Annotated in this window: 25 protein-coding genes; 8 read left to right on the forward strand and 17 right to left on the reverse strand. The window is 72.6% G+C overall.

Annotation, left to right across the window (positions count from 1 at the left end):
* Positions 1-98: 98 nt before the first annotated feature.
* Both Msi02_RS40250 and Msi02_RS40255 read left to right on the forward strand, forming a co-directional pair.
* Positions 99-395, forward strand: coding sequence for a DUF8820 family protein (locus Msi02_RS40250; RefSeq protein WP_204052991.1), 297 nt, complete (start codon positions 99-101; stop codon positions 393-395).
* Positions 395-1,432 carry a DUF6745 domain-containing protein gene (locus Msi02_RS40255; RefSeq protein WP_204052992.1) on the forward strand — a complete coding sequence of 346 codons (1,038 nt, stop codon included), beginning with the start codon at positions 395-397 and terminating at the stop codon, positions 1,430-1,432. The genes Msi02_RS40250 and Msi02_RS40255 overlap by 1 nt, the downstream gene beginning before the upstream one ends.
* On the opposite strand, the gene Msi02_RS40260 is transcribed toward Msi02_RS40255, so the two are convergent.
* The 8 genes from Msi02_RS40260 to Msi02_RS40295 all read right to left on the reverse strand — a co-directional run bounded on the left by Msi02_RS40260 (position 1,408) and on the right by Msi02_RS40295 (position 10,319).
* Positions 1,408-2,262 (reverse strand): STM4011 family radical SAM protein, encoded by an 855-nt coding sequence (locus Msi02_RS40260; RefSeq protein WP_239109242.1) that lies wholly within the window; start codon positions 2,260-2,262, stop codon positions 1,408-1,410. The two genes, Msi02_RS40255 and Msi02_RS40260, sit on opposite strands and share 25 nt — an antisense overlap.
* Entirely contained in the window at positions 2,256-3,536 is a 1,281-nt protein-coding gene (locus Msi02_RS40265) for an STM4012 family radical SAM protein (RefSeq protein ID WP_204052993.1), read from the reverse strand. Before Msi02_RS40265 ends, Msi02_RS40260 begins: the two co-directional genes overlap by 7 nt.
* The gene (locus Msi02_RS40270; protein ID WP_204053009.1) at positions 3,533-4,324 is read right to left on the reverse strand and encodes an STM4013/SEN3800 family hydrolase; all 792 of its coding nucleotides are present in this window, start codon (positions 4,322-4,324) and stop codon (positions 3,533-3,535) included. Before Msi02_RS40270 ends, Msi02_RS40265 begins: the two co-directional genes overlap by 4 nt.
* Positions 4,321-5,370, reverse strand: a complete 1,050-nt coding sequence (locus tag Msi02_RS40275) for an STM4014 family protein (RefSeq protein ID WP_204052994.1) — start codon at positions 5,368-5,370, stop codon at positions 4,321-4,323. The genes Msi02_RS40270 and Msi02_RS40275 overlap by 4 nt, the downstream gene beginning before the upstream one ends.
* Entirely contained in the window at positions 5,367-6,320 is a 954-nt protein-coding gene (locus tag Msi02_RS40280; protein ID WP_239109243.1) for an STM4015 family protein, read from the reverse strand. The genes Msi02_RS40275 and Msi02_RS40280 overlap by 4 nt, the downstream gene beginning before the upstream one ends.
* Positions 6,317-7,282, reverse strand: coding sequence for an STM4015 family protein (locus tag Msi02_RS40285; RefSeq protein ID WP_204052995.1), 966 nt, complete (start codon positions 7,280-7,282; stop codon positions 6,317-6,319). The genes Msi02_RS40280 and Msi02_RS40285 overlap by 4 nt, the downstream gene beginning before the upstream one ends.
* Before the next feature lie 64 nt (positions 7,283-7,346).
* Positions 7,347-9,134, reverse strand: a complete 1,788-nt coding sequence (locus Msi02_RS40290; RefSeq protein ID WP_239109245.1) for a tetratricopeptide repeat protein — start codon at positions 9,132-9,134, stop codon at positions 7,347-7,349.
* A 66-nt stretch (positions 9,135-9,200) separates the two neighbouring features.
* Complete coding sequence (locus Msi02_RS40295) at positions 9,201-10,319, reverse strand: M24 family metallopeptidase (protein WP_239109251.1); 1,119 nt, start codon at positions 10,317-10,319, stop codon at positions 9,201-9,203.
* 230 nt (positions 10,320-10,549) lie between these two features.
* Between Msi02_RS40295 and Msi02_RS40300 the strand changes: the two genes are divergently transcribed.
* Genes Msi02_RS40300 through Msi02_RS40315 form a run of 4 tightly spaced genes read left to right on the forward strand, consistent with a single transcriptional unit; the run spans position 10,550 to position 14,378 of the window.
* Entirely contained in the window at positions 10,550-11,434 is an 885-nt protein-coding gene (locus Msi02_RS40300; protein WP_239109247.1) for a PP2C family protein-serine/threonine phosphatase, read from the forward strand.
* Positions 11,435-11,459: 25 nt separating this feature from the next.
* Complete coding sequence (locus Msi02_RS40305; protein WP_204053013.1) at positions 11,460-12,350, forward strand: 5'-3' exonuclease; 891 nt, start codon at positions 11,460-11,462, stop codon at positions 12,348-12,350.
* Positions 12,351-12,398: 48 nt separating this feature from the next.
* Entirely contained in the window at positions 12,399-13,826 is a 1,428-nt protein-coding gene (locus tag Msi02_RS40310) for an RNB domain-containing ribonuclease (RefSeq protein WP_204052997.1), read from the forward strand.
* 48 nt (positions 13,827-13,874) lie between these two features.
* Positions 13,875-14,378, forward strand: coding sequence for a hypothetical protein (locus Msi02_RS40315; RefSeq protein ID WP_204052998.1), 504 nt, complete (start codon positions 13,875-13,877; stop codon positions 14,376-14,378).
* Here Msi02_RS40315 and Msi02_RS40320 read toward each other — a convergent pair.
* From Msi02_RS40320 to Msi02_RS40350, 7 genes are all read right to left on the reverse strand, one after another.
* Positions 14,360-17,077, reverse strand: coding sequence for a DEAD/DEAH box helicase (locus tag Msi02_RS40320; protein ID WP_079315232.1), 2,718 nt, complete (start codon positions 17,075-17,077; stop codon positions 14,360-14,362). The two genes, Msi02_RS40315 and Msi02_RS40320, sit on opposite strands and share 19 nt — an antisense overlap.
* A gap of 79 nt (positions 17,078-17,156) precedes the next feature.
* Positions 17,157-18,053, reverse strand: coding sequence for a diacylglycerol/lipid kinase family protein (locus Msi02_RS40325; protein ID WP_204052999.1), 897 nt, complete (start codon positions 18,051-18,053; stop codon positions 17,157-17,159).
* A 48-nt stretch (positions 18,054-18,101) separates the two neighbouring features.
* Positions 18,102-18,971, reverse strand: coding sequence for a twin-arginine translocase subunit TatC (gene tatC / locus Msi02_RS40330; protein ID WP_204053000.1), 870 nt, complete (start codon positions 18,969-18,971; stop codon positions 18,102-18,104).
* Between the two features lie 34 nt (positions 18,972-19,005).
* A complete protein-coding gene (gene tatA, locus Msi02_RS40335; protein WP_204053001.1) occupies positions 19,006-19,329 on the reverse strand; it encodes a Sec-independent protein translocase subunit TatA in 324 nt (107 codons plus the stop codon).
* 114 nt (positions 19,330-19,443) lie between these two features.
* Positions 19,444-19,587 (reverse strand): hypothetical protein, encoded by a 144-nt coding sequence (locus Msi02_RS40340; protein ID WP_204053002.1) that lies wholly within the window; start codon positions 19,585-19,587, stop codon positions 19,444-19,446.
* A gap of 14 nt (positions 19,588-19,601) precedes the next feature.
* On the reverse strand, positions 19,602-20,552 hold the full coding sequence (locus Msi02_RS40345) for a helix-turn-helix transcriptional regulator (protein ID WP_239109250.1): 951 nt from the start codon (positions 20,550-20,552) through the stop codon (positions 19,602-19,604).
* Entirely contained in the window at positions 20,549-21,490 is a 942-nt protein-coding gene (locus Msi02_RS40350; protein ID WP_079315236.1) for a helix-turn-helix transcriptional regulator, read from the reverse strand. The genes Msi02_RS40345 and Msi02_RS40350 overlap by 4 nt, the downstream gene beginning before the upstream one ends.
* A 39-nt stretch (positions 21,491-21,529) precedes the next feature.
* Between Msi02_RS40350 and Msi02_RS40355 the strand changes: the two genes are divergently transcribed.
* The gene (locus Msi02_RS40355; RefSeq protein ID WP_204053003.1) at positions 21,530-22,597 is read left to right on the forward strand and encodes a DUF3866 family protein; all 1,068 of its coding nucleotides are present in this window, start codon (positions 21,530-21,532) and stop codon (positions 22,595-22,597) included.
* On the opposite strand, the gene Msi02_RS40360 is transcribed toward Msi02_RS40355, so the two are convergent.
* Entirely contained in the window at positions 22,543-23,019 is a 477-nt protein-coding gene (locus tag Msi02_RS40360; protein WP_204053004.1) for a DUF3291 domain-containing protein, read from the reverse strand. The genes Msi02_RS40355 and Msi02_RS40360 overlap by 55 nt on opposite strands.
* A 14-nt stretch (positions 23,020-23,033) precedes the next feature.
* Entirely contained in the window at positions 23,034-23,693 is a 660-nt protein-coding gene (locus Msi02_RS40365; RefSeq protein ID WP_204053005.1) for a helix-turn-helix transcriptional regulator, read from the reverse strand.
* 166 nt (positions 23,694-23,859) lie between these two features.
* On the opposite strand from Msi02_RS40365, the gene Msi02_RS40370 reads away from it, so the two are divergent.
* The gene (locus tag Msi02_RS40370; RefSeq protein WP_275414226.1) at positions 23,860-24,735 is read left to right on the forward strand and encodes a chitosanase; all 876 of its coding nucleotides are present in this window, start codon (positions 23,860-23,862) and stop codon (positions 24,733-24,735) included.
* The last annotated feature ends 31 nt before the right edge of the window (positions 24,736-24,766 follow it).

Raw genomic sequence — 24,766 nt, forward strand, 5'->3', positions numbered from 1 at the left:
AGACCGCCTCGTCCCGAAGCCACCGAAATGCCGCGTTGCCAGAAATGTCAGTGGGCCTGGCTAGCTTGCGATCATTGCCGAGACCCGGAGGTCGACTGATGTACCGACAGGGAGACGTGTTGATCGTGCCCGTGGCGGAGACGGCGGTGCCGCGCGGGCTGCGCCCGGTGCCGCGCGACCCGCGCGGGAGGCTGGTGCTGGCGGAGGGCGAGGCGACCGGGCACTGCCACGCGATCCCGGGGCCGGGAACGCTGTACCCCGGGTTCCTGCACCTGCCCGGCGGCGGACGCCTCGTCCACGAGGAGCACGACGCGATCTCGCTGCCGAAGGGGTGGTTCCGGGTGATCCGCCAGCGGGAGTACGTTCCCGGCTCGTTCCGGACGGTGGCCGACTGATGGAGACCCTGACCTGGGAGCGGGTGGCCTTCGCCACCGGCGAAGGAGACCACGACGAGGCGTCGGCGGGAGTGCGGCTGGCCTACCGCGAGGCGGGCCTGCCCGAGCCTGAGGTGATCGTACGGCTGGCCTCCCCCGCCGCCGGGGCGATCGCGGCGGTGTGGCTGCTCGGCACCGACGAGGTCCGGGCGGCGATGGAGGAGATCGGCTTCGGGCGGCTTCGGGCGCTCGACGGCGTCGACCCGGGGGTCTCGGTGCGATACGAGGTGCGCACCGTGCCCTGGGAGAGCGCCAGGGCGGAGGCGAGCGCCGCCGCCGGGCCCGCCGGCTGGGCCCGGTTGTGGGAGGAGACGGGCGGCCGGCTGTGGCCGCGGGTCGACCGGCTGGTCACCGAGATCCGCAGGGCCGTCGGCGGCCTCGGCGGCGACGTGCTACGGCAGGCGACGCTCGACGCGGTGCTCGGCCAGCACGACGCGGCATGGCTGTCGGCCTTCGAGGGCCTGGAGGGGCTCAAGCGGGTCGCGCGGCACGCGGGCTGGTGGTGGCCGTACGAGCGGGTCGCGATCGTCACCGACCGTCCGGTTGAGCTGCACCTGGACGACGTGGGGCGGCTACACCGGGCGGAGGGTCCGGCCCTGTCGTACGCCGACGGCTTCGCGCTGCACGCCTGGCACGGGATGCCCGTCCCTGCGGGGTTCGGCGCCACCATGGCCGCGCTCACCCCCGAGCGCATCCGCGCGGAGGAGAACGCGGAGCTGCGCCGGGTCATGCTGGAGCACTTCGGCCTCGACCGCTACCTCGCCGCGTCGGGCGCCCGGCCGCGGCACTCCGACGAGACCGGCGTCCTGTGGCGGATCGACCTGCCGGGCGACGAACCGGTGGTGATGGTCGAGGTGGTCAACTCGACGCCCGAGCCGGACGGCACCCGGCGCACCTACTTCCTGCGGGTCCCGCCGTGGGTGACCAGGGCGCGCGAGGGAGTGGCGTGGACCTTCGGCGTACGCGAGGAGGACTACCGCCCCGAGCGGGAGACCTGAGGCGGCCAGGCGGCCGGGACGCGTTCCAGCACGCCTCCCGCGAAGACGTCGTAGAGGCCGAGGGGCTCCAGGTGGACGTACCCGATGTGGCAGTCGCAGACAGGCAGCGGGCAGGCGCGGGGCCGCAGGGCGGGCCGGTAGGAGCCGTCGTAGAGGTTGCCGAGGACCTCCGGCACGAAGTGGCAGCGCCTGACCGTCCCGCCGCCGTCCACCGAGATCACGCTGTCCCCGGTGCGGCACGGCAGGCCCAGGCTGCGGTGCGCGTGCCGGCTGTAGCCGAACAGCGGGTCGACGGCCGTCCACTCCGCGGCCTCGGCGTCGCTGTAGACCCGGCCCTCCTGCGCGTTGACCCACAGGTAGGTCTCGGGCGGCAGGTCCGCCCTGAGCCTGCGGGCGTCCGCCAGATGCGCGGGGTCGCCGACGATGCCGACGCTGTGCCGTACGGGAAGGGAGCGGACCTTGGGCAGGAACCGCTCGTAGGGCACCTGGGTGGGATGGTAGGTCACCCACAGCGCCGCCCGGTCCGACGCCTCCGCGAGCCAGCCGGTGCGGCAGCTCAGGTTCGTCTGGATGGCGACCCTTCGCACGTTGCCGAGCCAGGACAGCCGCACCAGCGCCTCGCGATACCAGGACCGCGCCAGACCCTCGCCCCACGGGGTGAACAGCACCGAGATCTCGATGTCCTGGGCCGCCACCCATGCCGTGAACCGCTCCAGGGCGGCCCGGTCGGCGCGCAACTGCTCGGGGGTGTCCCTGCGTTTGGCGAACGGGCAGTAGCCGCAGTCGTAGTCGCAGCTCGCCAGCGGCCCCCGATAGAGGATGGTCAGCACGCGGCGTATCCCTCCATGAGCGCCCTCACGCGCGGCGAGAACAGCGCGGGGCCGACGGCGTCGGAGTGGGCGAGCCCGTCGGGGGTCGGACGCACGGTGGACGCGTCCGCCGTCAGCCAGCCCGGGAACCGGTCCAGCAGGGGGAAGTCGTCGAGCACGTCGGTGCCGAACCTGGACCGGTAGAGGTCCCGCGACAGCCCCTCGGTCCGCAGCAGCGACTGGATGAGGTGCCGTCTCCTGCGCTCCTCCTCGTCCAGGGCGAACCCCACGTTGGCCACGCCGAAGTCGTCGCGCCGCACGTAGTCGTCGATGATCGCCCGTACGTGGCGGGCCCCGACCGCGTACTCGAAGGAGTGGTGCAGGGTGCTCGTGTAGGACCGGGCCCCGCAGCCGAGGCCGACCATGCCGTCGGTCTGGCAGCAGTAGTCCGTGGACGCCGTCGTGCCGGGCAGCCGGAACATCCGCATGGACACCTGTTCGTACCCCGCGTCGAGCAGGTGGTCGCGGCCGAGGCGATACAGCTCCATCCGCTGGTCGTCCCAGGCGCGGCCCTGCCCGCCCGGCTGCCTGCCGAGCCCGGTGAGCGGCCGGACGTACAGGGGGTAGAGGTACAGCTCCTCCGGCTTCCACGTCAGCGCGGTGTCCAGCGAGTACTGCCAGGAGCCGGGCGTCTGCCCGTCGATGCCGTAGATCAGGTCGATGTTGAGGGCCGCGATGCCCGACGCGCGAATCGCGTCGAGCGCGGCGTCCACCTCCGCGCGCTTCTGCGGCCGTACGGCCGCGCGGGCCTCGGCGTCCACGAAGCTCTGCACGCCGATCGAGATCCGGCTCGCGCCCCGCTCGGCCAGCACGGCGAGACGGTCGGGCGTGGCGGTGGCCGGGGAGGTCTCCACCGACAGCGGGATCTCCCGCAGGTCGACGCCCATCGCCTGCTCTGTGAGGTCGAACAGGCGGGCCAGCTCCCGGGCGTCCAGGTAGGTGGGCGTGCCGCCGCCGAAGGCCGCCGTCGTGAAGCGCGGCTCGTCCAGAGCGGCCCGTACGGCTCGCGCCTGCCGTTCCAGGGCGTCCAGGTAGGCCCCGGTGAGGCCTTCCGGAGCCCCGGTGCGGGTGAACAGGTTGCAGAACCCGCACCGCATCTCGCAGAACGGGATGTGGACATACAACGCGCCCGCCCGTTCCCCCGCCCAGACCTCGCTCAGGGCCGGACGAGGATCGAGCGGCCGGTAGGCGGTCTTGTGCGGGTAGGCGTAGACGTATCCCTCGTAAGGCGTCAATCGTGCTCCCCATCGGGATTGACCAGGATGAACTCGGCGTAGGGCACCGTCCAGACGACCTCGTGGCCCACGCGATGCCCGACGTGCCCGTCCTCGCCGTACGCCGTGCCGTGGTCGGAGCAGACGATGACGAGGCAGGGCCGGCGCATCAGCGCGTACAGCCTGCCGATGTGCCGGTCGACGTATTCGAGCGCGGCGGCGTGGGTGTCCAGGCCGTCCCCGGTGGCGCCGGGCAGGTGGAAGTGGTTGGGCTGGTGCAGCGCCGACACGTTGACGAACAGGAAGACCGGCCGGTCCCGCCGCGCCAGCACCTCCTCGGCGCGGTCGATCTGCCGTTCCAGCGAGTGGGGGCTGGTCACCCCGAACGCCGGCTCCCAGTGGCTCTCCGCGAACAACCCGGGCAGGGCCGAGCCCAGCGGGGTCAGCTTGTTGAAGAACCCGACCCCGCCGACGCAGACCGTGTGGTAGCCGGCGCGGGCGAGCCCGGTGGGCAGGTCGGGCGCGTCGAACACCCAGGTGCCCGCCCCGGTCGTCTCGCTGCCGGGGAAGGTCGCGGCGAACAGGCGCGGGTGTGGCCCCGGCGTGACCGGCGTGGGCAGGAACCCCGCGAAGATCGCGGCGTGCGCGGCGTAGGTGAAGCTGCCGGGGCTGTGCCGCCGCTCCCACCTCCGGCCGCCGGGCAGCAGGTTGGGCAGCCGCCCGGCGTCGGCCAGCTCGGCCGCGACGTCGTAGCGGAGCGTGTCGAGCGTGACCAGGAGGATGTCGTGGGTCCCCACGACCTCGTTCATGTCCATCGCCCATCCAGGATCGCCTCGGCCTGCTCGGCGTAGGTGTCCCTGCCCTCGCCCGCCAGGTCGCCCAGGCCGGGCAGGAGGTCGCCGAACGCGTTGACCTCCGCCACGGCCACCGACCGCCAGTCGGCCCCGACCATCAGGTCGACACCGGCGGTCAGGCTCCCGGGGAAGCACGCGGAGGTCCGGGCGGCCGCGTCGAGCACCCGCTCCCACAGGCCGGTCCGCGCCCGGACCACGCCGAGCTCGCCCCGCAGGCCACCGAGGTGCAGGTTGGTGATCGGCGTCCTGCTCGTACGCATCACCGCGTGGGTCGGGTTTCCTGCCACGGTCACGACGCGCAGATCGAACGTCCTGCCGCCTGCCGACGCCTTCGGGAACCACCGCTCCACATGGAGCCCGTCGGGGGCGAGCGTCTCGACCAGCGCCTTCACGTCGGCCTCGTCCTCGTAGGCGCGGACCCGCAGCGAGTTGCACAGCGTGCCGCCGATCCACGCCGCCGATGTGACCGCCTTCACCCGGCCCGCGTGGGCCTGGAACGCGATCACCCCGGAGGCCGACGAGCCGTGGGCGGGCTTGACGAACACGCGGGCCCAGCCCCGCTCGGCCATCCGCTCGCGCAGTTCGCCGTACGAGCCGGCCTCGAAGGCGGGCGGCACCGGCACTCCGGCCGCGGACAGCCGGGCGTGACAGCGGCGTTTGTCGAACATCACCGCGATCTCCTCGACGTCCCCCAGCAGGCGGACGCCGGGAAACGCGGCGATCCGCCGCAGCCCGGCCGTGAAGGCGGCGTACCAGGCCGCGCCCCCGCCGACCCTGGTGGGGTCCCCCGGTCCGCGCAGCAGCGCGTCGGTCTCCGCGTCCTCGCCCGGCGAGTCGATCCGCACGAGCGTCCCGGGTGGCAGGCCGATCTCGCGTCCGGTCAGCACGTCACGCCAGGAAACCACCCGCGGCTCGGGCAGCCCCCGGGCGACGACGGCGTCGCGGAACATCGTCACCCGCCGGTCGCCCGGCACCCCGACCACGGCCAGGTGCGGAGTCACTCGCTCACCGCCACGTAGCGCTCGTAGTCGGGCTGCCGCTCGGACAGGTCCACGTCCACGTCCGGCAGGGACGCGGCGATCCGGGCCGCCATCGGCCCGCTGAGGTAGTGGTGGTGCAGGTCGAGCCGGCGCAGATGGGTCAGCGGCTGCCCGCCGAGCAGAGCCTCCGCACCGGCGTCGGTGAGCTCGCCCATCGACAGGCTGAGCTCCTCCAGCCGGGCCACCACGGGGGCGGCGACGACGGCCGCCGCGATCTCGTCCTGCGCCGGGCTGTCGCACAGGCCGAGCCGCCGCAGCGCGGGCAGCCGCTCCCCGGACAGGATCGGCGCCAGATCGGCGACGGTGGCGTTCCCGCCGTAGTTCTCGACCCCGAGCCAGAGCTCCAGGTGCTCCAGCGCGGGAAGGTCGCAGGCCCCGACCGCCCGCACCACCTCGGCGGGCAGCCCGCCGCACTCGAACCGCAGCACCCGCAGCCGCTCGTGCCGTACGGGCCGCAGGGTCAGCCCCTGCGAGCCGCGGACGTCCAGCCGCTCCAGGTGGGGGAACGCCTCGAGCAGCGGAGTGACGTCCCCCTGCTCGATCCAGGAGATCTCCATCAGCTCAGCGCTGACGAACCCCAGGAAGACCGACCGGAGACGGGGCAACCGCGCCGCGTTGGCGGCCAGGAACGCGGGCACGTCGCGCCCGTAGTGAACCAGTACGAGCGACTCGATCGCGTCGCCGCCCACCGAGTCGAGCAGGCGCCGAAGTTCCTGCTCGAGTCCCGGCTCACCCTCGTTGCCGGACAGCCCGTTCGTGAGAGCCCACGCGACCGCCGAGGGATCGGCGACCGTCTCTCCCGGCTCCACCACCGGCCTTCCGGCGAAGAACTGCCCGGGCTCCCATTGGTCGCCGTACAGATAAAGGTCTTCGTGGACGAAGGTCTCGCCGGGGTCGGGCGCCGCCGTCACTCCCCCACCGCCACGTAACGCCAGACTTCCCCGTCCCCGTCGTCTTCGGCCTCCTCCTGCTCCGACAGGTCGACCTCGACGCCCGGCAGCGCCTCGGTCACCCGGGCGGCCATCGCGTCGGTGAGGAAGTGGTGGTGCAGGTCCAGCCTCTGTAGATGGGTCAGCGGCTGGCCGCCGAGCAGGGCCTCGGCCCCGGCGTCGGTGAGCATGCCCATCGAGAGGGCGAGGGACTCCAGCCGGGCGACGACCGGCGCGGAGGCCACGGCCGCCGCGATCTCGTCCTGAATCTCGCTGTCCTGGAGACCGAGGTGACGCAGCGCCGGCAGCCGCTCGCCGGCCAGGATCGGCGCGAGGTCGGCGACCGTGGCGTCCCCGCCGTAATTCTCCTCACCGAGCCACAGGTCCAGGTGCTCCAGCGCGGGAAGGTCGCAGGCGCCCACGGCACGCACCACCTCGGCGGGCAGCCCGCCGCACTCGAACCGCAGCATCCGCAGCGACTCGTGCCTGACGGGCCGGAGTCTCAGTCCCGTGCCGCCGCGCACCTCCAGCCGCTCCAGCCATGGGAACGCCTCGAGCAGCGGTGTCACGTCCGACTGCTGGATCCAGGAGATCTCCGCCTCGTCGGAGCTGATCGCGCCGACGAAGAGCGAGCGCAGCCCGGGAAACCGGGCGGCGTTGTCCGCGAGCAGGCCGACGATCTGCTCCGACGACTTGTCGTAGCAGTCGTTCCACCCGCCGATCACGATCGCCGGCACGGCCGCCGTGTCCACCTGCGTCAGCAGCGCGCCGAACGCCTCCGCGATGGGGTAGTCCTCCCCCCACCCCGAGCTGATCCGCACCGCCACCGCGACCGGGTCGGGAATGTCCCCGTCCTGATACGGGGCGATCTCGACCACCGGCAGCCCGGCGTAGGTCTCGTCGTAGCGATGCTTGTAGCCGAAATAGGTGTCGTACGGGATCATGGAATGTCCTTGGCTGGGGGATCCGGCGGGTCCGTCCTACCAGACCCGGGTGACAATTCCGCGATCACTCCTCCGTCGCCAGCGCCCGTACGTCGGGGTGCATGCCGGGGGTCGCCAGCACGAGGGCGGCGAGCGAGCCGAGGATCGTCACGGGCCTCGTCTTCGACGCCTCCACGGCGGCCAGGTAGCGCCAGGCCACCAGTTCGGCCACGTCCTCGCGGGCGTCCGGGTCCATCCAGGCCGTGGCGATCATTCCGAGCAGGGCCGCCTCGGTCACCCAGTCCTCCGGCCCGTACGCCAGGTCGGTCAGCACGCTCCTGCGCTCGGACTCCGCCCAGGGCTGGCCGGCCTGGTGATGGGCGATGCCGAGGCAGGCCCACGCCTGGACCTGCCTGATCCACAGCGGCACGGCCGCCGGCTCGCCGTACGGCGACAGCGGCGGGTGGACGAGCACGCCGAGCAGGTCGCCGAGGGACAGGCCCGACAGGCGTACGGCGTGGTCGTAGGCGGCCGGCAGGTGCGGCCAGCGCAACGTCGCGACGGCGGCGATGGACTCCAGCGCCTCTCTGGACGGCGGCGGCACGGCGGGCACGGCCGTCATGCCCTCGTAACGCCACACCCGGCGGGTCACGCCCCGCACCGGGCCGTGGGCGTACACCTCCGGCACGGTCAGCCGCGCGTCGGGGTCCGGCGCATCGGCGATGGTCAGCGCGAAGCCGGGCGCGACCAGGGAGAAGGCGAGCAGCGCGCTGGGCGGCTCGGGGGCGGAGACCGTGAGCTCGCCGCCGGCCGGGACCTCCTCCCGCTCCACCATCTGGTAGAGCACGTCGATCACCGACTCCGTCGGGCCAGGGACGCGTCCCAGCCACAGCCGCAGCCCGCACTGCTCGCCGAGGACCGCGTCGCCGTGCTCGTTACCGGGATCGTCGCGCAGGTGGTCGGCCAGCTCCACCAGGTGCCGGACGTCCCCGTCCCGCTCGAAGCGCATCCCGCAGGCCGTCGGATAGGCGTTCGGGTGCCGGGGCTCACGCCGCAGCGCGCGCTCCACCCACTCCAGGCCCTCCTGCGGGCGGCCGCTGCTGTGCAGCATCTCGCCGATGTCGGTGTACAACGCGAGGTTGGCGGGGTCGTGCTCCAGCGCCCGCACCATCGCCCGCTCGGCCTCGGGCCACCGCTGCAGGTCGCGGCACGCGTACCCCTCGGCGAGGGCGGCCTGGAAGGACGGCGCGAGCGCGTAGGAGCGGACGGCCAGCTCCACCGCCTCCTCGGCCTCCCCCACCCGGCGCAGGAGCAGCGAGGCCAGCCAGAGCAGCGACGCGTCGTCCGGGTGGGCGCGCAGCGCGCCCCGCACCAGCACGACGTACGGCAGCAGCGCCTCGCGGCCGTCCTCCGGCACGGTGCCGGGCAGCCCGGAGGCCAGCAGCGAGACGAGCGAGCACAGTTCGCCGGGCGGGATCCGCCCGGGCAGCTCGGGGTCGAGCACCCACGGCACGTGCGCCCAGCGTCCCCCCGGCTCGTGCCGCTGCACCGAGATCAGCAGGCGCAGCGCGGGCACGTACTCGCCGCGGGCGGCCAACGCGTGCGCGCGGGCCAGCGCCGTGCCGAGGAAGACCGGTTCGTCCACCGGGAACAGGTCCGGCCCGCCGCCCGGACCGGCAAGCAGCCGCGCCAGCATCTCGTGCGCCTCGGGCAGGGCGGGATCGTGGGCCAGCGCCGCCGCGACGTGCGCGGCGGCGTGCCCGGTCTCCCCGTCCTCCAACGCCAGCCGCGCCATGCTGACCTCGCCCTCGGCCTGGGCGCGGGGATCGTCCATGCCCTCGCCGATGCCCCCGCCCATGTCCTCGTGCGTCATCCGTCCTCCGATCCGGCAGTCGTGATCATCACTCTGCCAGAGCGGCGGAGAGCACGGCCGCGGGGATCAGTCCACCACGACCAGGTCCCTGGTCGTGGTGTTCATCCGTTCGCCGGCGGTCTCGCCGCAGACGACGATGTCCTCGATCCGGGCGCCGTGCCGTCCGGGCAGGTAGATGCCCGGCTCGACCGAGAAGGCGAACCCCGGGCGCATCTCCTCGGTGTTGCCCGCGACGATGTACGGCTCCTCGTGCGTCTCCAGGCCGATGCCGTGCCCGGTGCGGTGGACGAAGTACTCGCCGTACCCCGCCTCCGCGATCACCTCGCGGGCGGCGGCGTCCACCGACTCGCAGCTCACGCCGGGCCTGACGTGGGCGCAGGCGGCCTCCTGGGCGCGCTTGAGCACCTCGTAGTAGGCCGTGAAGTCGGCCGGGGGCTCGCCCACGCAGTAGGTCCGCGTGGAGTCGGAGCAGTAGCCGCTCGGCATGACGCCGCCGATGTCCACCACGACGGGCTCGCCGGGCCGGATCACGCGATCGCTCAGCTCGGCGTGCGGGCTGGCGCCGTTCGGCCCCGAGCCCACGATCACGAAGTCGACCCGGGCGTGCCCCGCGTCGATGATCGCCTCCGCGATGTCCTTGCCGACCTCGCGCTCGGTGCGACCGGCCTTGAGCAGCCGGGGCACCAGGTTGTGCACGGCGTCGATGGCCGCCCCCGCCTCCGCGAGCGCCGCCTTCTCCGCGGGCGACTTGCGCATGCGCAGCTCACGCAGGACGCTCCCGGCCAGCACCTGCTCGGCCCCGGGCATGGCCGCGCGGAACCGCAGCGACTGCAGCGCCCACATGCGGTCGGCGAGCCCGACCCGGGCGACCGGGCCCAGGCGGCGGGCCACCTCGGCGTACGGGTCGTCGGTCTCGTCCCACGCGACGAACTCGATGCCGAGCCGGGAGGCGGGCGAGTGCTCGGCGGCCGGCAACTCCAGGCGCGGCACCATCATGAACGGCTCGCCTGACGCCGGGACGACCAGGCAGGTCAGTCGTTCCAGCGGCAGGGCGTCGTAGCCGGTCACATAGCGCAGGTCCGGGCCCGGCGTCAGCAGCAGCGCGTCGAGACCGGCTCGGTCGACGGCCTCGCTCACCGCGGCCGGACGGGTCGTGGGATACAGGTCGGAGGGCTCCATGGACATCGTCGTCACGCGACCTAATCTAACGAGCGCGGGCCCTGACGACCTACTCAGGTGCGCATACCACAGGCGCCACGCGGGCGACCTTCGCGGGGCTCTGGCTTATTCCACGCCATAGAAGAAAACCAACCCCTGCGGAATGCAGGACTGCTACGCTCCGCGTCAGGGCGATCACAGAACGTCCGTACGGCAGTGCAAGAGCGGCATCGAGAGCGAGACAAATGGTCGGCGTAGTGGGCGGCACGAGGCCCGCCCTTCCCCCCGCGGACGACCGCGACCCGGACACGACGCCCGGCGCCGCCCCCGTCGGCACCCTCCTGGTCCAGGACATCGGCGGACGGCGGTGGGCGGAGCGCCGGGAACGCGCCGCCGAGGAGCGCCGCGTCACCCTGGCGCTGCGGGAGGCGATCCTGCCCGAGCCCGGGGCGTCGATCGACCTGCCCTACGCCCGGATCGCGGTCCGGTACGTCCCGGCGGGCCTGGCGTCGAGCCTCGGCGGCGACTGGTACGACGCCGCGCCGCTGCCCGACGGGCGCATGTTCCTCGCGGTGGGCGACGTGTCGGGACACGGCCTGCCCGCGATCGCCGAGATGGCGCAGCTGCGTCACGCGCTGCTCGGTCTGAGCATGACGGGCGCCTGCCCCGGCAGGCTGCTGACGTGGCTCAACACCCTGGTCCTCACCCGGTTGGACGACACCACCGCGACCGCCGTGTGCGGCCACTTCGACCCGGCGACCCGCCTTTTCACGTGGGCACAGGCGGGTCACCCCGCCCCGATCCTGGTGCGCCGCGGGGGCGCGCGCCAGCTCGGGGCGCCCCGGGGGGTCGTGCTCGGGGCGACGTCGAGCCTGCCGTACGGAGTGGCCGACGTCCGCCTCGAGCCCGGCGACCTGCTGCTGATGTTCACCGACGGCCTGGTCGAGCGCCGCTCGCGCGACATCGGCGCGGGGGTGTCCCTCATCGTGGAGGCGGCCGTGGCGACCGGCCTCGGCTCGGCGGGAGCGGACCTCGACGCGGGCCTCGACCGCCTCCTGGAGGCGATCGGCGGCCCCAACCCCGAGGACGACACCTGCCTGCTGGCCGTGGCGGTGACAGAAGAGGGTCCGCGGCACCCCTGACAGGCGTGACAATGGCAGGGTGCTGATGCTTCTCGACACCCCGTCGTTGTACTTCCGCGCCTTCTACGGAGTCCCGGAGTCGGTGACCTCGCCGGACGGCATGCCGGTCAACGCGGTGCGCGGGCTCCTCGACATGATCGCCACCCTGGTCCGGCAGCACTCCCCCGCCCAGATCGTGGCCTGCATGGACGCCGACTGGCGCCCGGCGTTCCGGGTGGCCGCGATCCCGTCGTACAAGGCGCACCGGGTGGCGAGCGGCGACGAGGAGGAGGTGCCGGACACGCTGGCCCCGCAGGTCCCGGTCATCGAGGAGGTCCTGGACGCGCTCGGCATCGCCCGCGTCGGCGTCGCCGGCTACGAGGCCGACGACGTGATCGGCACCTACGCGACCGCCGCGACCACGGCCGTGGACATCGTCACCGGCGACCGCGACCTGTTCCAGCTCGTCGACGACGAGAAGCCGTGCCGCGCCCTTTACACAGTAAGGGGAATCCGTAACCTCCAGATCATCGATGAGGCGTTCGTCCGGGAGAAGTACGGCATCCCGGGCCGGGCGTACGCCGACTTCGCGACGCTGCGCGGCGACCCGAGCGACGGCCTGCCCGGCGTCGCCGGCATCGGCGAGAAGACGGCGGCGGCCCTCATCACACGCTTCGGGTCGCTGTCCGCGCTGCTCGCCGCGCTGGACGACGGCAGCGCCGACGGCTTCCCCGCGGGCGCGCGCAACAAGCTCGCCGCCGCCCGTGAGTACCTGGAGGTCGCCCCGGCCGTGGTCCGGGTGGCCCACGACGTCCCGGTCCCGGACGTCGACATCACCCTGCCCGCCGCGCCGCGCGACCCCGAGCGGCTCGTCGCGCTGTCGGAGAAGTACGGCCTGGACAGCCCGCTCAACCGCCTGCTCGCCACATTGACCTAGGAAGGCCGTTTACGGGCTGGTCTGTCCACTCTCGGGTAGGTTGATCGCGTGCCGTACACGACGATCCGCCTCCGGGACACCGCGGACGGCCTCCGCGACGGATTCGCCCGCATCCGCAGCGAGTTCGACCTGCCGGACGGTTTCCCCACCCCCGTGCAGGAGGAGGCCGAGCGGGCCGCCGCCTCCCCCGCCGTGCCGCAGGAGGACCGGACCGACCTGCCGCTGGTGACCATCGACCCGCCCGGCTCGATGGACCTGGACCAGGCGCTGTGCATCGAGCGGCGCGGGACGGGCTACCGCGTCTGGTACGCGATCGCCGACGTCGCGGCGTTCGTCCGGCCCGGCGGCGCGATCGACGCCGAGGCGAGAGTCCGCGCCGAGACCGTGTACATGGCCGACGGGCGCGTGCCGCTGCACCCGCCGGTCCTGTCGGAGGGCGCGGCCAGCCTGCTGCCCGGACAGACCCGCCCAGCCGCCCTGTGGCGGCTCGACCTCGGCTCCGACGGGGAGATCGAGGCGGTGGACCTGCGCCGCGCGCTGGTGCGCAGCCGGGAACGGCTCGACTACGAGACGGTCCAGGCCGCCGTGGACACCGGCCGGGCGGAGGGGACGATCGCGCTGCTCGCCGAGGTGGGACCGCTGCGCCTCGAACGGGAGCGGGCCAGAGGCGGGCTGTCGCTGCCGACCCCCGAGCAACAGGTGATCCCCGACGGGAACGGCGGCTACCAGGTGGAGTTCCGCACGAACCACCCGTGCGAGGCGTGGAACGCCCAGATCTCGCTGCTCACCGGCATGGCGGCGGCCCGGATGATGCTGGACGCGGGCGTCGGCGTGCTGCGGGTGCTCCCCCAGGCGGGCCCGGAGGACGTCGGCAAAGTCCGCAGGGTCGCCGCCGCGCTCGGCGTGCCCTGGCCCGACGGCACGTCGTACGCCGAGGTCGTGCACGGGCTCGACCCGAAGATCCCCGGCCACGCCGCCTTCCTGCACGAGTCGACGGTGCTGCTGCGCGGCGCGGCCTACGTCGCCTTCAACGGTTCGGCGCCCGCGCAGGTGCTGCACGCCGCACTGGGCGCGCCCTACGCGCACGTCACCGCGCCGCTGCGGCGGCTGGTCGACCGGTACGGCACCGAGGTCTGCCTGGCCGTCGCCGCCGACAGCCCGGTCCCCGAGGAGATCGCGGCGGCGTTGCCCGGCCTGCCGGAGCAGATGGCCATGGGCGGCAGGCGGGCCGGGGCGGTCGAGCGGGCCTGCGTGGACCTGGTCGAGGCGGCCGTGCTGCGGCCCAGGATCGGCGAGGTCTTCGAGGCGGTCGTCATCGACGTCAGCGACGGGAAACCGGGCGGGCAGGTGCAGGTCACCGAGCCCGCCGTCATCGCCCGCTGCGACGGCGACCGCCTGCCGCTCGGCGAGCGCATCCCCGTACGGCTCACGCACGCCGACCCCACCACCCGCGAGGTCCGCTTCACCGCCGCCTGACCGGTCCGAGCCGCATCGCCGTTCTCCGAAGATGTCGACGGAGGCCACATGACGACGGACGACTCCGCGCCGGAACCCGGCTGCGGCCCCCGCCCCTGGAGCGAGTACGCCCTCATGATCGCCGGCCTCGCGGTCCTGTGGGGCGGCTCGACCTGGTTGAAGGAGACCTGCGAGCCGCCGAACGCCGTGTGGGCGGCGGGCATCCCCGCCGTCGCCCGGTTCTTCGCCGCCAACCCGCTGCGCGCCCTCGGGTACGCGGCCGAGGGCCTCAGAATGTGCACCGCACCGGCCGTGCTCTACATCTGCCAGGAGCTACGCACCACCCGCCCGCTGCGGCAGTACCTCGCGATGTGCCTCACGCTGCTCGGCGTCGCGCTGCTGACGCTGGCGGGCGGACTGGTGATCCCGCCGAACGCCGTCGCCTACTACGTGGGGATGGGCCTGCTGCTCGGCACCGTGCTGCCGGGCGCCGCCGGTCTCGTCCACGTCGCGTTCGCCTGGCTGCGGAACTCCGTGCGCGTGCGTGGCACGGCTCAGTTCACCGACGAGTAGGCGACGACCCCGCGGCGCATGGCGTCGATGGCCTTGGCGGCGTTCTCGGCGACCTTGCTCCCCTTGGGCGCGGCGTCCCTGAGCTGGCCGAGCAGGTCGAGCAACTGCTTGACCCAGCGGACGAAGTCGCCCGCCGCGAGGTCGCAGTCGGTCAGCACGGCGTCGAGACTGTGGCCCTTGGCCCAGCGGAACGCCGCCCAGGCGAAGCCGATGTCCGGCTCGCGGACGAACGACAGGCCGTGGTCCTCCTCGATGCCCTCCAGCTCGCCCCACAGCCGCACCATCTCCCCGAGCGCCTCGCGCGTGGCCCCGGCCGGGATCTTGGGGCTGCGGACGTCGTCGGCCTGTCGCGACTCGTACACCAGCGACGACACGCACGCGGCCAGCTCGGCGGGGTCGAGGCGGTTCCACACCCCCGCCCGCAGGCACTCGGCCGTGAGCAGGTCGAGCTCGGTGTAGAGCGAGGCGAGCCTGCGGCCCTGTTCGGTGACGGTCTCGCCGTCCAGGTAGCCGAGCTGGTCGAGCACGCCGCAGACCCGGTCGAAGGTCCTGGCGATGACGTGGGAGCGCCCCTCGACCCGGCGGCGCAGCCCCTCGGTCTCCCTGAGCAGCTTGTGGTAGCGCTCGGCCCAGCGGGCGTGGTCCTCACGCTCGTCGCAGCCGTGGCAGGGGTGCTGACGCAGCTCCCGCCGCAGGCGCGTGACCTCCTCGTCCTCCGCGGCGTGGTCGCGGGCCCGCGGCGGCTTGCCGAGGTCGCGGTCGCCCAGCTTCGCGTGCACGGTCGAGACGAGGTTGGCCCGTTCCTTCGGCGAGCGCGGATTGAAGCCCTTCGGAATCCTGATCTTGTCGACCGGCTCGACCGGCACCGGGAAGTCGGCCGCCGACAGCCGCTTGACCTGCTTGCCGATCGTCAGCACGAGCGGCGCGGGGCCCTCGTGTCCCCGGCCGTTGACGCCGGGGTCGAGCACGACCGCGATACCCGCGCGGCGCCCGCCCGGCACCCGGATGACGTCGCCGGGCTTGAGCACCTCCAGGGACTGCACGGCCTGGGCGCGGCGGGCCGCCCCCCGCTGGCGCGACAGCTCGGCCTCGCGGTCCGACAGCCGCCTGCGCATCGCGGCGTACTCCTCGAAGTCGCCAAGGTGGCAGGTCATCGCCTCGGCGTAGCCCTCGAGGGCCTGCTCCGACTTGCGGAGCTGGCGGGCCAGCCCGACCACGGCGCGATCGGCCTGGAACTGGGCGAAGGAGTCCTCGAGCAGGGTCCGCGCCCGCTCCCGGCCGACCTGCCCGACGAGGTTGACCGCCATGTTGTACGACGGCTGGAAGCTGGAGCGCAGCGGGTAGGTGCGGGTGCTGGCGAGGCCGGCGACCGAGAGCGGATCCATGCCCGGCTGCCAGACCACCACCGCGTGGCCCTCGATGTCGATGCCGCGCCGCCCGGCCCGCCCGGTGAGCTGGGTGTACTCCCCCGGGGTCAGGTCGGCGTGGGTCTCGCCGTTCCACTTGTCGAGCTTCTCGATCACCACGGACCTGGCCGGCATGTTGATGCCGAGCGCCAGCGTCTCGGTCGCGAAGACCGCCTTCACCAGGCCCTTGGTGAACAGCTCCTCCACGACCTCCTTGAACGCCGGGAGCATGCCCGCGTGGTGGGCGGCCAGGCCGCGCTCCAGGCAGTCGCGCCATTCGAGGTAGCCGAGCACCGCGAGGTCCTCGTCGGGCAGGTGCGCGGTGCGCTCGTCCACGATCTGCCGGATCTCGTGGCTCTCGGCCTCCGTGGTGAGGCGCAGCCCCGAGTAGAGGCACTGCATGACGGCGGCGTCGCAGCCGTTCCTGGAGAAGATGAAGGTGATCGCCGGCAGCAGGCCCTCGGCGTCGAGCTTCTCGATCACGTCCGACCGGCTCGGCGTCGTCCCCCGGCCCGGCCGCGAGTAGCCCCGCCTGCCCCTGGCCTGGGCCAGCCGCATCTCGTCGCGGGCGATCCGCATGAGGGATGGGTTGACCCGCAGGGTGCCGTCGCCCTCGTCCACGAACAGGTCGTACATCCTGTTGCCGACCAGCATGTGCTGCCACAGCGGGACCGGCCGGTGCTCGTCCACGATGACCGTGGTGTCGCCGCGCACCTCGCCCAGCCACTCGCCGAACTCCTCGGCGTTGCTGACCGTGGCCGACAGGGCCACCACCCGCACCGACTCAGGCAGGTGGATGATGACCTCTTCCCAGACCGCGCCGCGGAACCGGTCGGCCAGGTAGTGGACCTCGTCCATCACCACGTACCCGAGGCCGGTCAACGTGTTCGAGCCCGCGTACAGCATGTTGCGCAGGACCTCGGTGGTCATGACCACGATCGGGGCCTCGCCGTTGACGCTGTTGTCGCCGGTCAGCAGGCCGACCTTGCGCGCGCCGTACCGCCGGACCAGGTCGTTGTACTTCTGGTTGGACAACGCCTTGATCGGCGTCGTGTAGAAGCACTTGCGGCCCTGCTCCAGCGCCAGGTGGACGGCGAACTCCCCCACCACCGTCTTGCCCGACCCGGTCGGCGCGGCCACCAGCACGCCGTCCCCGGCCTCCAGCGCCTGACAGGCGTCGATCTGGAACTCGTCGAGCTCGAAGTCGTAAAGTTCGCGGAACGAGGCGAGAGCGGGTCCGGCGCCGGACTGCCCCTCACGGAAGGCGGCATAGCGTTCCGCTGGCGTACTCATACCGTCAACCCTACCGATAACGGGATTCCGGGCGTCCGTCATCGGTGATCCTTTTACGCGGCCGCCTTTACGCCGTAGATCAGCCTCGTCGATCAGGGGCCAGGACCCGCAGCGCTCCCGGCTCGACGGCGCAGCTCAGCGGGGCCGGACCGGCCCGCTCCCCGTCGGCGTACGCGACGACCTCCCCGTCCAGGGCCTCGATCTCCACCCGCCGGGCCCGCCGCAGGGTCACCGCGGGGTGCCCGGTGTGGCTGCCCCGGTAGACGCGGGGGAAGGTGCGCAGGAACTCGCCCTTGGGCACCGCCCCGAGCACGAGCACGTCGAGCAGGCCGTCGTCGGGCCGGGCGTCGGGGCACACCCGCATCCCGGCGCCGTACGACCGGGTGTTGGCCACCGCCACCAGCATCGCCTCGCGCTCGACCGCCTCCCCGTCGAGGGTGATCCGGAACGGGATCGGCGTGAACGACCGCAACTCGCGCACGAGCGCGACCAGGTACTTCGACATTCCGGGCGGCCTGGTCATGGCGTTGGCCCGCTCGTTGACGCGGGAGTCGAACCCGCAGGCGAGGACTCCCGCGAACCATTCGCCCGTGCCCAGCCTGGCCGCGTCGACCGCCCGGCAACCGCCCGCGGTCACGATGTCCGCGGCGGCGAGCGGATCCTTGCGTGGGATGCCGAGAGCGTCGGCGATGTCGTTGCCGGTCCCGGCGGGCACGATCCCCAGCGGCACGGCCGTCCCGGCCACGGCCTGTACGGCCAGGTGGACCAGACCGTCGCCGCCGAAGGCGACGAGCGCGGCCGGCCCGGCGGAGACGGCCTCGCGGGCCCGGTGAAGGGCGTCCGCCGCCGATGTCCCGACGATCACCGAGACCGGGCGGCCGCCCGCACGCAGCCGCCGCAGCACCGGGTCGAGCAGGCGCAGCGTACGGCCGCCGCGGGCGGCGGGGTTGACCAGGACGACGATCTCATCGGCCATAGGCGGAACCTACCGCCGCCCACCGGGCGGCACCAGAGGGATCTTCTGTCAGTCCCTCACGTCGATCGAGTCCGCCGTGCCCTCGGCGGCGGACGGCCCGTCGAGCTCCTCCGCGATCGCCCGTGCGTGCGCCGCGTCGGCGGCGTCGCGCTTCTTGTCGTGGAAGTACATGAACGCCTCCGCGACGAAGAACAGCGCGACCATCGGGAGTGCCAGCGCCAGCATGGTGACGGGGTCCTGGCTCGGCGTCGCGACGGCCGCGAAGACGAACATCAGGAACACGACCATGCGGGTGTGCTTGGACACCGTCTTGAACCGGAGCACCCCGATGACGTTGAGGAACACCAACAGCAACGGCATCAGGAAGGAGACGCCGAAGATGATCAGCATCGCGAGCGCGAAGCTGAGGTACTCGTTGATGCTCACCAGCGTCAGCGTGCCCTCGGGCGCGAAGCCGAGCAGCAGGGACAGGCCCTTGTCCATCGTGACGTAGGCGAGAGCCGAGCCGGCGGTGAACAGCGGGACGGAGAGCCCGAGGAACGCCATGGTGTAGCGGCGCTCGTTCTGGTACAGGCCCGGGGTCACGAACGCCCAGATCTGGTAGATCCAGAACACGGCCGAGACCACCACGCCGAAGATCACGGCGACCTTGAGGTTGACGAAGAACGAGTCGAAAACCCCGTTCACCACCAGCGTGCACTTGTCGCCGTTCAGCTGGTGGGCCTGCGGCAGCCGGCAGTACGGCTGCTTCAGGAAGTTCCAGATGGGCTCGAAGTAGATGAACCCGACGGCGGTCCCGACGACCACCGCCAGGATGGCCTTGATCAGCCGGTTGCGCAGCTCGCGGATGTGCTCCATGAGCGTCATCCGCCCGTCGTCCGCCGTGGCGGCGGGAGTCGACCGTTTCAACAGGGCCATCTGGTTCGTCCTGGGGTCAGTGGGGGTGCGGCACCTAGTTGGAGCGCTGCTCGTTCTGCGAGCTCACCGGCTGCTGGCTCTCACGCAGCCTCCGGTTCTCCTCCTCCAGAGCACGCAGCCGCTCCTCGACGGACGGGGTGGCCGGCGGGATCTGCGCCGCCGGCTGAGCGACGGGCTCGGCCTGCGCCTTGACCGTCTGCCGCTCCTCGTCCTCCTCGCTCATCTTGCTGGTTTCCTTCTTGAACATGCGCAGCGACTGCCCAAGGGCCCTCGCGGTGTCCGGGAGCTTCTTGGCGCCGAAGAGAAGGATCAGAACCAGGAGGATCAGAATCCATTCCATGGGTCCGAGGTTGGGCATGTCGTGTCCTTACCGCGAGGGCCGTGGGTACTACCCCCCGATCGTACGCGCACCGCACGCCAAAGTTCACCTGTCCTCGGGCTTCAAAATCACATCAATCGTGCGCAAAGTCCCCTATTCGGGCACTCCGAATCGGCCCTTGGCCCGCCTGACCTCGGCATGCAGGTCGCGCGCCGCGGCCAGCACACGGGCGGCCGGCCACGCGAGGACGGCGAGCCCGGCCACGGCCACCGCGGACAGGGCGAAGAGCAAAGTCATGTCACTTTCCCAGGTCACACGGTTTCGTAGTTGGCCAGCGCCTGCTTGGCGGTGGCCGTCACCCGCTCGGCGAGGGACGCCGGGGACAGCACCCGGCCGCTGTCGCCCAGCCGGAGCGCGAGCCGTACCAGCCAGGACTGGTCGCGGGCCCGCAGGGAGACGCGCAGACGGCCCTCACCGAGCTCGGCGACCTCCTCGCAGGGGTAGTACTCCGCCACCCAGCGGCCCGCCGGGGTCAGCTCCAGCTCCACCAGCTCGTCGCTGTCCGACGGCCGGAACACGCCCTTGGCGACGTCCATCGGCTCGGCCTCGGCGGGCGGATCGGCCGGCACGTCGAGGACCTCGACCTCGATGATCCGGTCGAGGCGGAACATGCGCATCGCCTCGGCGCGGTAGCACCAGCCCTCCAGGTAGTGCCGCCCGTCCACGAGCACGACCCGCAGCGGATCGACCTCCCTGGGGGTGATCTCGTCGCGCCCCGGCACGTAGTAGCGCAGCGACAGCCTGCGGCCCCTGCGGGCGGCGTCGGTGATCACGGCGTGGGCGTCCGGGGCCGCGCCGATCTCCACCTGGACCTGGCTGCTCACCGTGGCCGCGCCCTCGCCCGCCGCCTGCTCCAGCTTGGCGATGACCCGTCCGAGCACGTCGCGGCCTTGGAACTCGGGCAGCTCGTCGAGCATGCGCAGCGCGACGAGCAGCGCGCTCGCCTCGTCCACGCCGAGCTTGAGCGGCCGGGCGATCGCCTCGGCGTTGTCGATGAGGATCTCGCCGCCGTCCCACGAGACGTCGATCAGGTCGCCGGGCGTGTGCCCGGGCAGGCCGCACATCCAGACGAGCTGGAGGTCGTCGATGAGCTGCTTTTCCGACAGGCCGAACAGTCGCGCCACCTCGGGCACCTGCGCGCCCGGATGCGACATCAGGTACGGCACGAGCGCCAGCAGCCGCGGCAGCCGGTCCGAGCTCACTGCAACGCCCCCTTCAGACGGCGGATCACGGCCTCGCGCGCGTCCGGCGGGTCAAGCACGACGGCGTCCTGGCCGAGGCTGGCCAGCCATCCGGCCAGCCGTTCCGCGTCGGCGAAGGTCACCTCGGCCTCGTCCCACTCTCCCGGCCCGGTACGCACGGCCTGGGCGGCGTGCCGCAGGCCGAGGCACGTGCCCTTGCGCACACGCACCAGGGCGACCCGCTCGTTCGGCAGCTCCTGGTAGCCCACCATGGCGCGCAGGTCCAGCCCCTCAGGCACGGTGAAGGCCCCCGGCCGCCCGAGCGTGGACACGGCCCCGGTGATCCGGCTCAGCCGGAAGACCCGGGCGGCGCCGCGGTCACGGTCGTGCCCGACCAGGTACCACCGGCCGCGCCTGCTGACGACCCCCCACGGCTCGACCGTCCGCCGCAGCACCGACTCGCTGCCGGCCGACCGGTAGTCGAAGGCGACCGCGCGCCGGTCCCGCACGGCCTCCCACAGCGCGGGGAAGGCGGGGTCTCGGGTGTCCACCCGCAGCTCCAGCGGGCTCTCCGTGAGGTCGGCATGCACGCCGCCCGCGGTCAGCTTCAGCACCGCCCCGCTGGCCGCCTCGGCGAGGCTCGCCCGCTGCCACACCTGCGCGGCCAGGCCGATGACGGCGGCCTCGTCGGGCTCCAGGGTGATCTCGGGCAGCTCGTACGCCTCGCGCACGATCCGGTAGCCGGGGTCGTCCTCCCAGGGGTCCTTGTGGACCTCGATGGGGATGCCGATCTCGCGCAGCTCGTTCTTGTCGCGCTCGAACATGCGCTGGAAGGCCTCGTCGTTGTCCGGGTCGTACCCGGGGACGGCCTGCCGGATCTGCTCCGCGCTCAACGGCCGCCGCGTCGCGAGCAGGCAGATCACCAGATTGAGCAGCCGCTCGGTCTTCCGCCGCGACATCGGGCCTCCCTTCCAGTGGAGAACGCTACCCTTTTCGGCGTGATCAGATGGCGCAAGGGCGAAGTGGTGCGGGTCCGGCGCGAGTGGCCGGGAGCGGTGGAACTCGACGTCGCCGTCGCCGAGGGCGAGTGCCGGGCGCTCGCCTATCCCCCGCTGGTGGGACGCCCTGAAGTGGGCGACACCGTGCTGCTCAACACGACCGCCCTCGCCATGGGTCTCGGTACGGGAGGGTACGCCATGGTGGTGGCCGTCCCGGACCGTTTACCGCAAGATCCTTCCGGCCCCGGTCACCTGGTGAAAGCACGCTACACCCCGTTGCAGGCCACCGTGCTCGGCGCGGACGAGCAGGAGTCCCCGCACCACGAGGCGCTGCGGGAGGCCGACTCGGTCGACGGCATGCCCGTGGTGGTCGCCGACCTGCACTCCGCCCTTCCCGCGATCCTGTGCGGCCTGTACGCGGACTCTCCGGGGATCAGGGTGGCGTACGTGATGCAGGACGGCGGGGCGCTGCCGGCCTGGTTCTCGATGTCATGCGCGGCGCTGCGCGAGCGCGACTGGCTGTGCGGGGTGGTGACGACCGGCCAGTCCTTCGGCGGGGACGTCGAGGCGGTGACGCTGCACACCGGCCTGCTGGCCGCCCGCCACGTGCTCGGCGCCGACGTCGCCGTGGTCACGCAGGGGCCGGGCAACCTCGGCACCGGCACCCGCTGGGGATTTTCGGGCGTCGCCGCGGGCGAGGCGGTGAACGCCGCCGCCGTGCTGGCCGGGCGGCCCGTGGCCGCGCTGCGGGTCAGCGAGGGCGACCGCCGCGAACGGCACGTCGGGGTGTCGCACCACTCGCTCACGGCGTACGGCCGGGTCGCGCTGGCCCCGGCCCAGGTCGTCGTGCCGGACCTGCCCGGCGCGTTCGGGGCGACGGTGCGCGAGCAGGCCGCGGCCCTGGCCACGCGCCACGAGATCGTGACCGTGCCGGTGGAGGGCCTGCACGAGGCGCTCAAGGCGTCGCCCGTGCGGCTGTCCACCATGGGCCGCGGCCTGGAGGAGGACCTGGCCTACTTCGTGACCTCCGCCGCCGCCGGGAGGCACGCGGCGGCACTGCTGTCGTAGAAATCCTTGAACGTGAACGCCTCCGGGCCCGGCCCCTGGGTCCGGAGGAGGTCCAGGCGCGCCATCGCCTCGTCGAGCGGCGGCAGATGGCCCTCGGGCACCCACCACATCACCGTGTACGGCTCGGCGATCCGGTGAAACCACTGCCGGCGGCGCCGCATCACCTCCAGATGGGCGCTGCGGTAGATGAAGTTCCACAACGTCTCGCGGGACTCCCAGACGGAGAGGTTCACGACCAGCATCGGTCCGTAGTCGTGCTGGATCAGGTCCGTGGGCTCATCGCCCTCCTTCATGCGCCAGACGAAGCCGGGCGCGGCGTCCGACACCTGGTAGATCGGCCCCAGAGCGGCGAGGAAGTCCGCCAGCGCGGGGGAGTCGAGGGGTTCCCGGAGATGGGCGACGTTGAGCTGGGCGAGATGCATGCCGCGATTCTATGTCAATCTACGTTGTTTTTAGAAGGCTTGGAGAAGGCCACACAGCACTCCTCCGGTCTCGGGTCGAGCGTCGCGGCGACCCCGGTCTCCCCCAGACCGGCGAGCAGCCCCTCGCACAGCGCGAGGTTCATCGAGCACACGAGCAGCGGATGACTGTCGGCCAGCACATGGAAGGGACAGTTTCGCAGCCGCACCCGCCCGTCCTCCTCGTACGGCTCGTAGCCACGCGCACGCAGCACCTCCATGAGGTCGCCGGACGCGGCGTCGGCGGCGGCCAGGCGCTCCCCCGCCCGCCGCGCGGCCTCCTCGGCCTTCTCCTCGCCGCCCAGCAGGTCGACGGTCTCCGCCAGCACGAGTGCGAGCGTGCGGTAGTCGCGGGGCGGCAGGCTCACGGCCCGCTCCTCACGCACCCGCCGGTAGACCTTCGCCGGGCGGCCGCCGCCGGGGCCGGCCCTGCCGCTCAGCCGCCGGAAGCCCGCCTCCAGCAGGCCCGCCTCCACCAGTTTGTCCAGGTGGTGGGCGGCCAGCGTGCGCTGGACGCCGGTCGCCTCGGCCGCCTCGTTGCGGCCCACGTCCCGCCCCTGCTCGGCCACGAACCGGTACAGCGCCCGCCGTACGGGATCGCCGAGAACGCTGATCGACTCCAGGTCGTCGCTCGTCACAGCCGGAGTCTAGGCGGGGTGACAGGGAGGCCGTTGACACCGCCGGGGACTGCTGCTTTCATTAGGAAACCTTACTAACTAAACCCCCTCACGGAGGGCTCACCCCCGCCCCGCGCCCCCTTCCCCGCACGACGCACGGCCGCGGGCGGAGAACGGAGCGACGCACGTGAAAGACCCGCTGATCAGGCGCACTCCCCGGCGCGCTGCTCTGCTGCTCGTGGCCGCCGCCGCGGCCGTACTCCCCGCGAACGCGGCGGGAGCCGCCACCGGCGGCCCGGCCTCTCCGGCCTCCTCCGCCCGGGAGGCCGTGAAGGTCACCGTCAAGGCGCCGGTCGACCTCACGGACCCGAAGAAGAAGGAGATCGCGATGGAGCTCGTCTCCAGCGCGGAGAACTCCTCACTCGACTGGAAGGCCCAGTACAAGTACATCGAGGACATCGACGACGGGCGCGGCTACACCGCCGGGATCATCGGCTTCTGCTCCGGCACCGGCGACATGCTCGACCTGGTCGAGCTCTACACGACCCGCAAGCCCGGCAACGTGCTGGCCAAGTATCTGCCCGCGCTGCGGAAGGTCAACGGCACCGACTCGCACAAGGGGCTCGACCCGGACTTCCCCAAGGACTGGCGCACCGCCGCCGCCGATCCCGTCTTCCAGCAGGCGCAGAACGACGAGCGCGACCGGGTCTACTTCAACCCCGCCGTGGCCCAGGCCAAGGCCGACGGCCTGCGCGCGCTCGGGCAGTTCGTCTACTACGACGCCATCGTGATGCACGGCCCCGGCACCGACCCGGTCAGCTTCGGCGGCATCCGCAAGACGGCCATGAAGAAGGCGAGGACCCCGGCGCAGGGCGGCGACGAGGTCGCCTACCTCAACGCGTTCCTCGACGCCCGCAAGGCGGCGATGAAGACCGAGGAGGCGCACAGCGACACCAGCCGGGTCGACACCGCCCAGCGGGTGTTCCTCAAGAACGGCAACCTCGACCTCGACCCGCCGCTGCGCTGGAAGGTCTACGGCGACAGCTACCAGATCCTCGGCTGACGCCCGTACGGCAGGGCCCCTCCCACCGGAA

Source organism: Microbispora siamensis, assembly GCF_016863095.1.
Lineage (GTDB): Bacteria > Actinomycetota > Actinomycetes > Streptosporangiales > Streptosporangiaceae > Microbispora > Microbispora siamensis.

Coding starts and splice junctions, on each gene's coding strand:
- Msi02_RS40255 (WP_204052992.1), top strand. CDS start 395: ATGGAGACCCTGACCTGGGAGCGGGTGGCCTTCGCCACCGGCGAAGGA.
- Msi02_RS40295 (WP_239109251.1), bottom strand. CDS start 10,319: ATGTCCATGGAGCCCTCCGACCTGTATCCCACGACCCGTCCGGCCGCG.
- Msi02_RS40340 (WP_204053002.1), bottom strand. CDS start 19,587: ATGACTTTGCTCTTCGCCCTGTCCGCGGTGGCCGTGGCCGGGCTCGCC.
- Msi02_RS40360 (WP_204053004.1), bottom strand. CDS start 23,019: ATGCATCTCGCCCAGCTCAACGTCGCCCATCTCCGGGAACCCCTCGAC.
- tatC (WP_204053000.1), bottom strand. CDS start 18,971: ATGGCCCTGTTGAAACGGTCGACTCCCGCCGCCACGGCGGACGACGGG.
- Msi02_RS40270 (WP_204053009.1), bottom strand. CDS start 4,324: ATGAACGAGGTCGTGGGGACCCACGACATCCTCCTGGTCACGCTCGAC.
- Msi02_RS40305 (WP_204053013.1), top strand. CDS start 11,460: ATGCTTCTCGACACCCCGTCGTTGTACTTCCGCGCCTTCTACGGAGTC.
- tatA (WP_204053001.1), bottom strand. CDS start 19,329: ATGCCCAACCTCGGACCCATGGAATGGATTCTGATCCTCCTGGTTCTG.
- Msi02_RS40325 (WP_204052999.1), bottom strand. CDS start 18,053: ATGGCCGATGAGATCGTCGTCCTGGTCAACCCCGCCGCCCGCGGCGGC.
- Msi02_RS40320 (WP_079315232.1), bottom strand. CDS start 17,077: ATGAGTACGCCAGCGGAACGCTATGCCGCCTTCCGTGAGGGGCAGTCC.
- Msi02_RS40290 (WP_239109245.1), bottom strand. CDS start 9,134: ATGACGCACGAGGACATGGGCGGGGGCATCGGCGAGGGCATGGACGAT.
- Msi02_RS40285 (WP_204052995.1), bottom strand. CDS start 7,282: ATGATCCCGTACGACACCTATTTCGGCTACAAGCATCGCTACGACGAG.
- Msi02_RS40315 (WP_204052998.1), top strand. CDS start 13,875: ATGACGACGGACGACTCCGCGCCGGAACCCGGCTGCGGCCCCCGCCCC.
- Msi02_RS40250 (WP_204052991.1), top strand. CDS start 99: ATGTACCGACAGGGAGACGTGTTGATCGTGCCCGTGGCGGAGACGGCG.
- Msi02_RS40350 (WP_079315236.1), bottom strand. CDS start 21,490: ATGTCGCGGCGGAAGACCGAGCGGCTGCTCAATCTGGTGATCTGCCTG.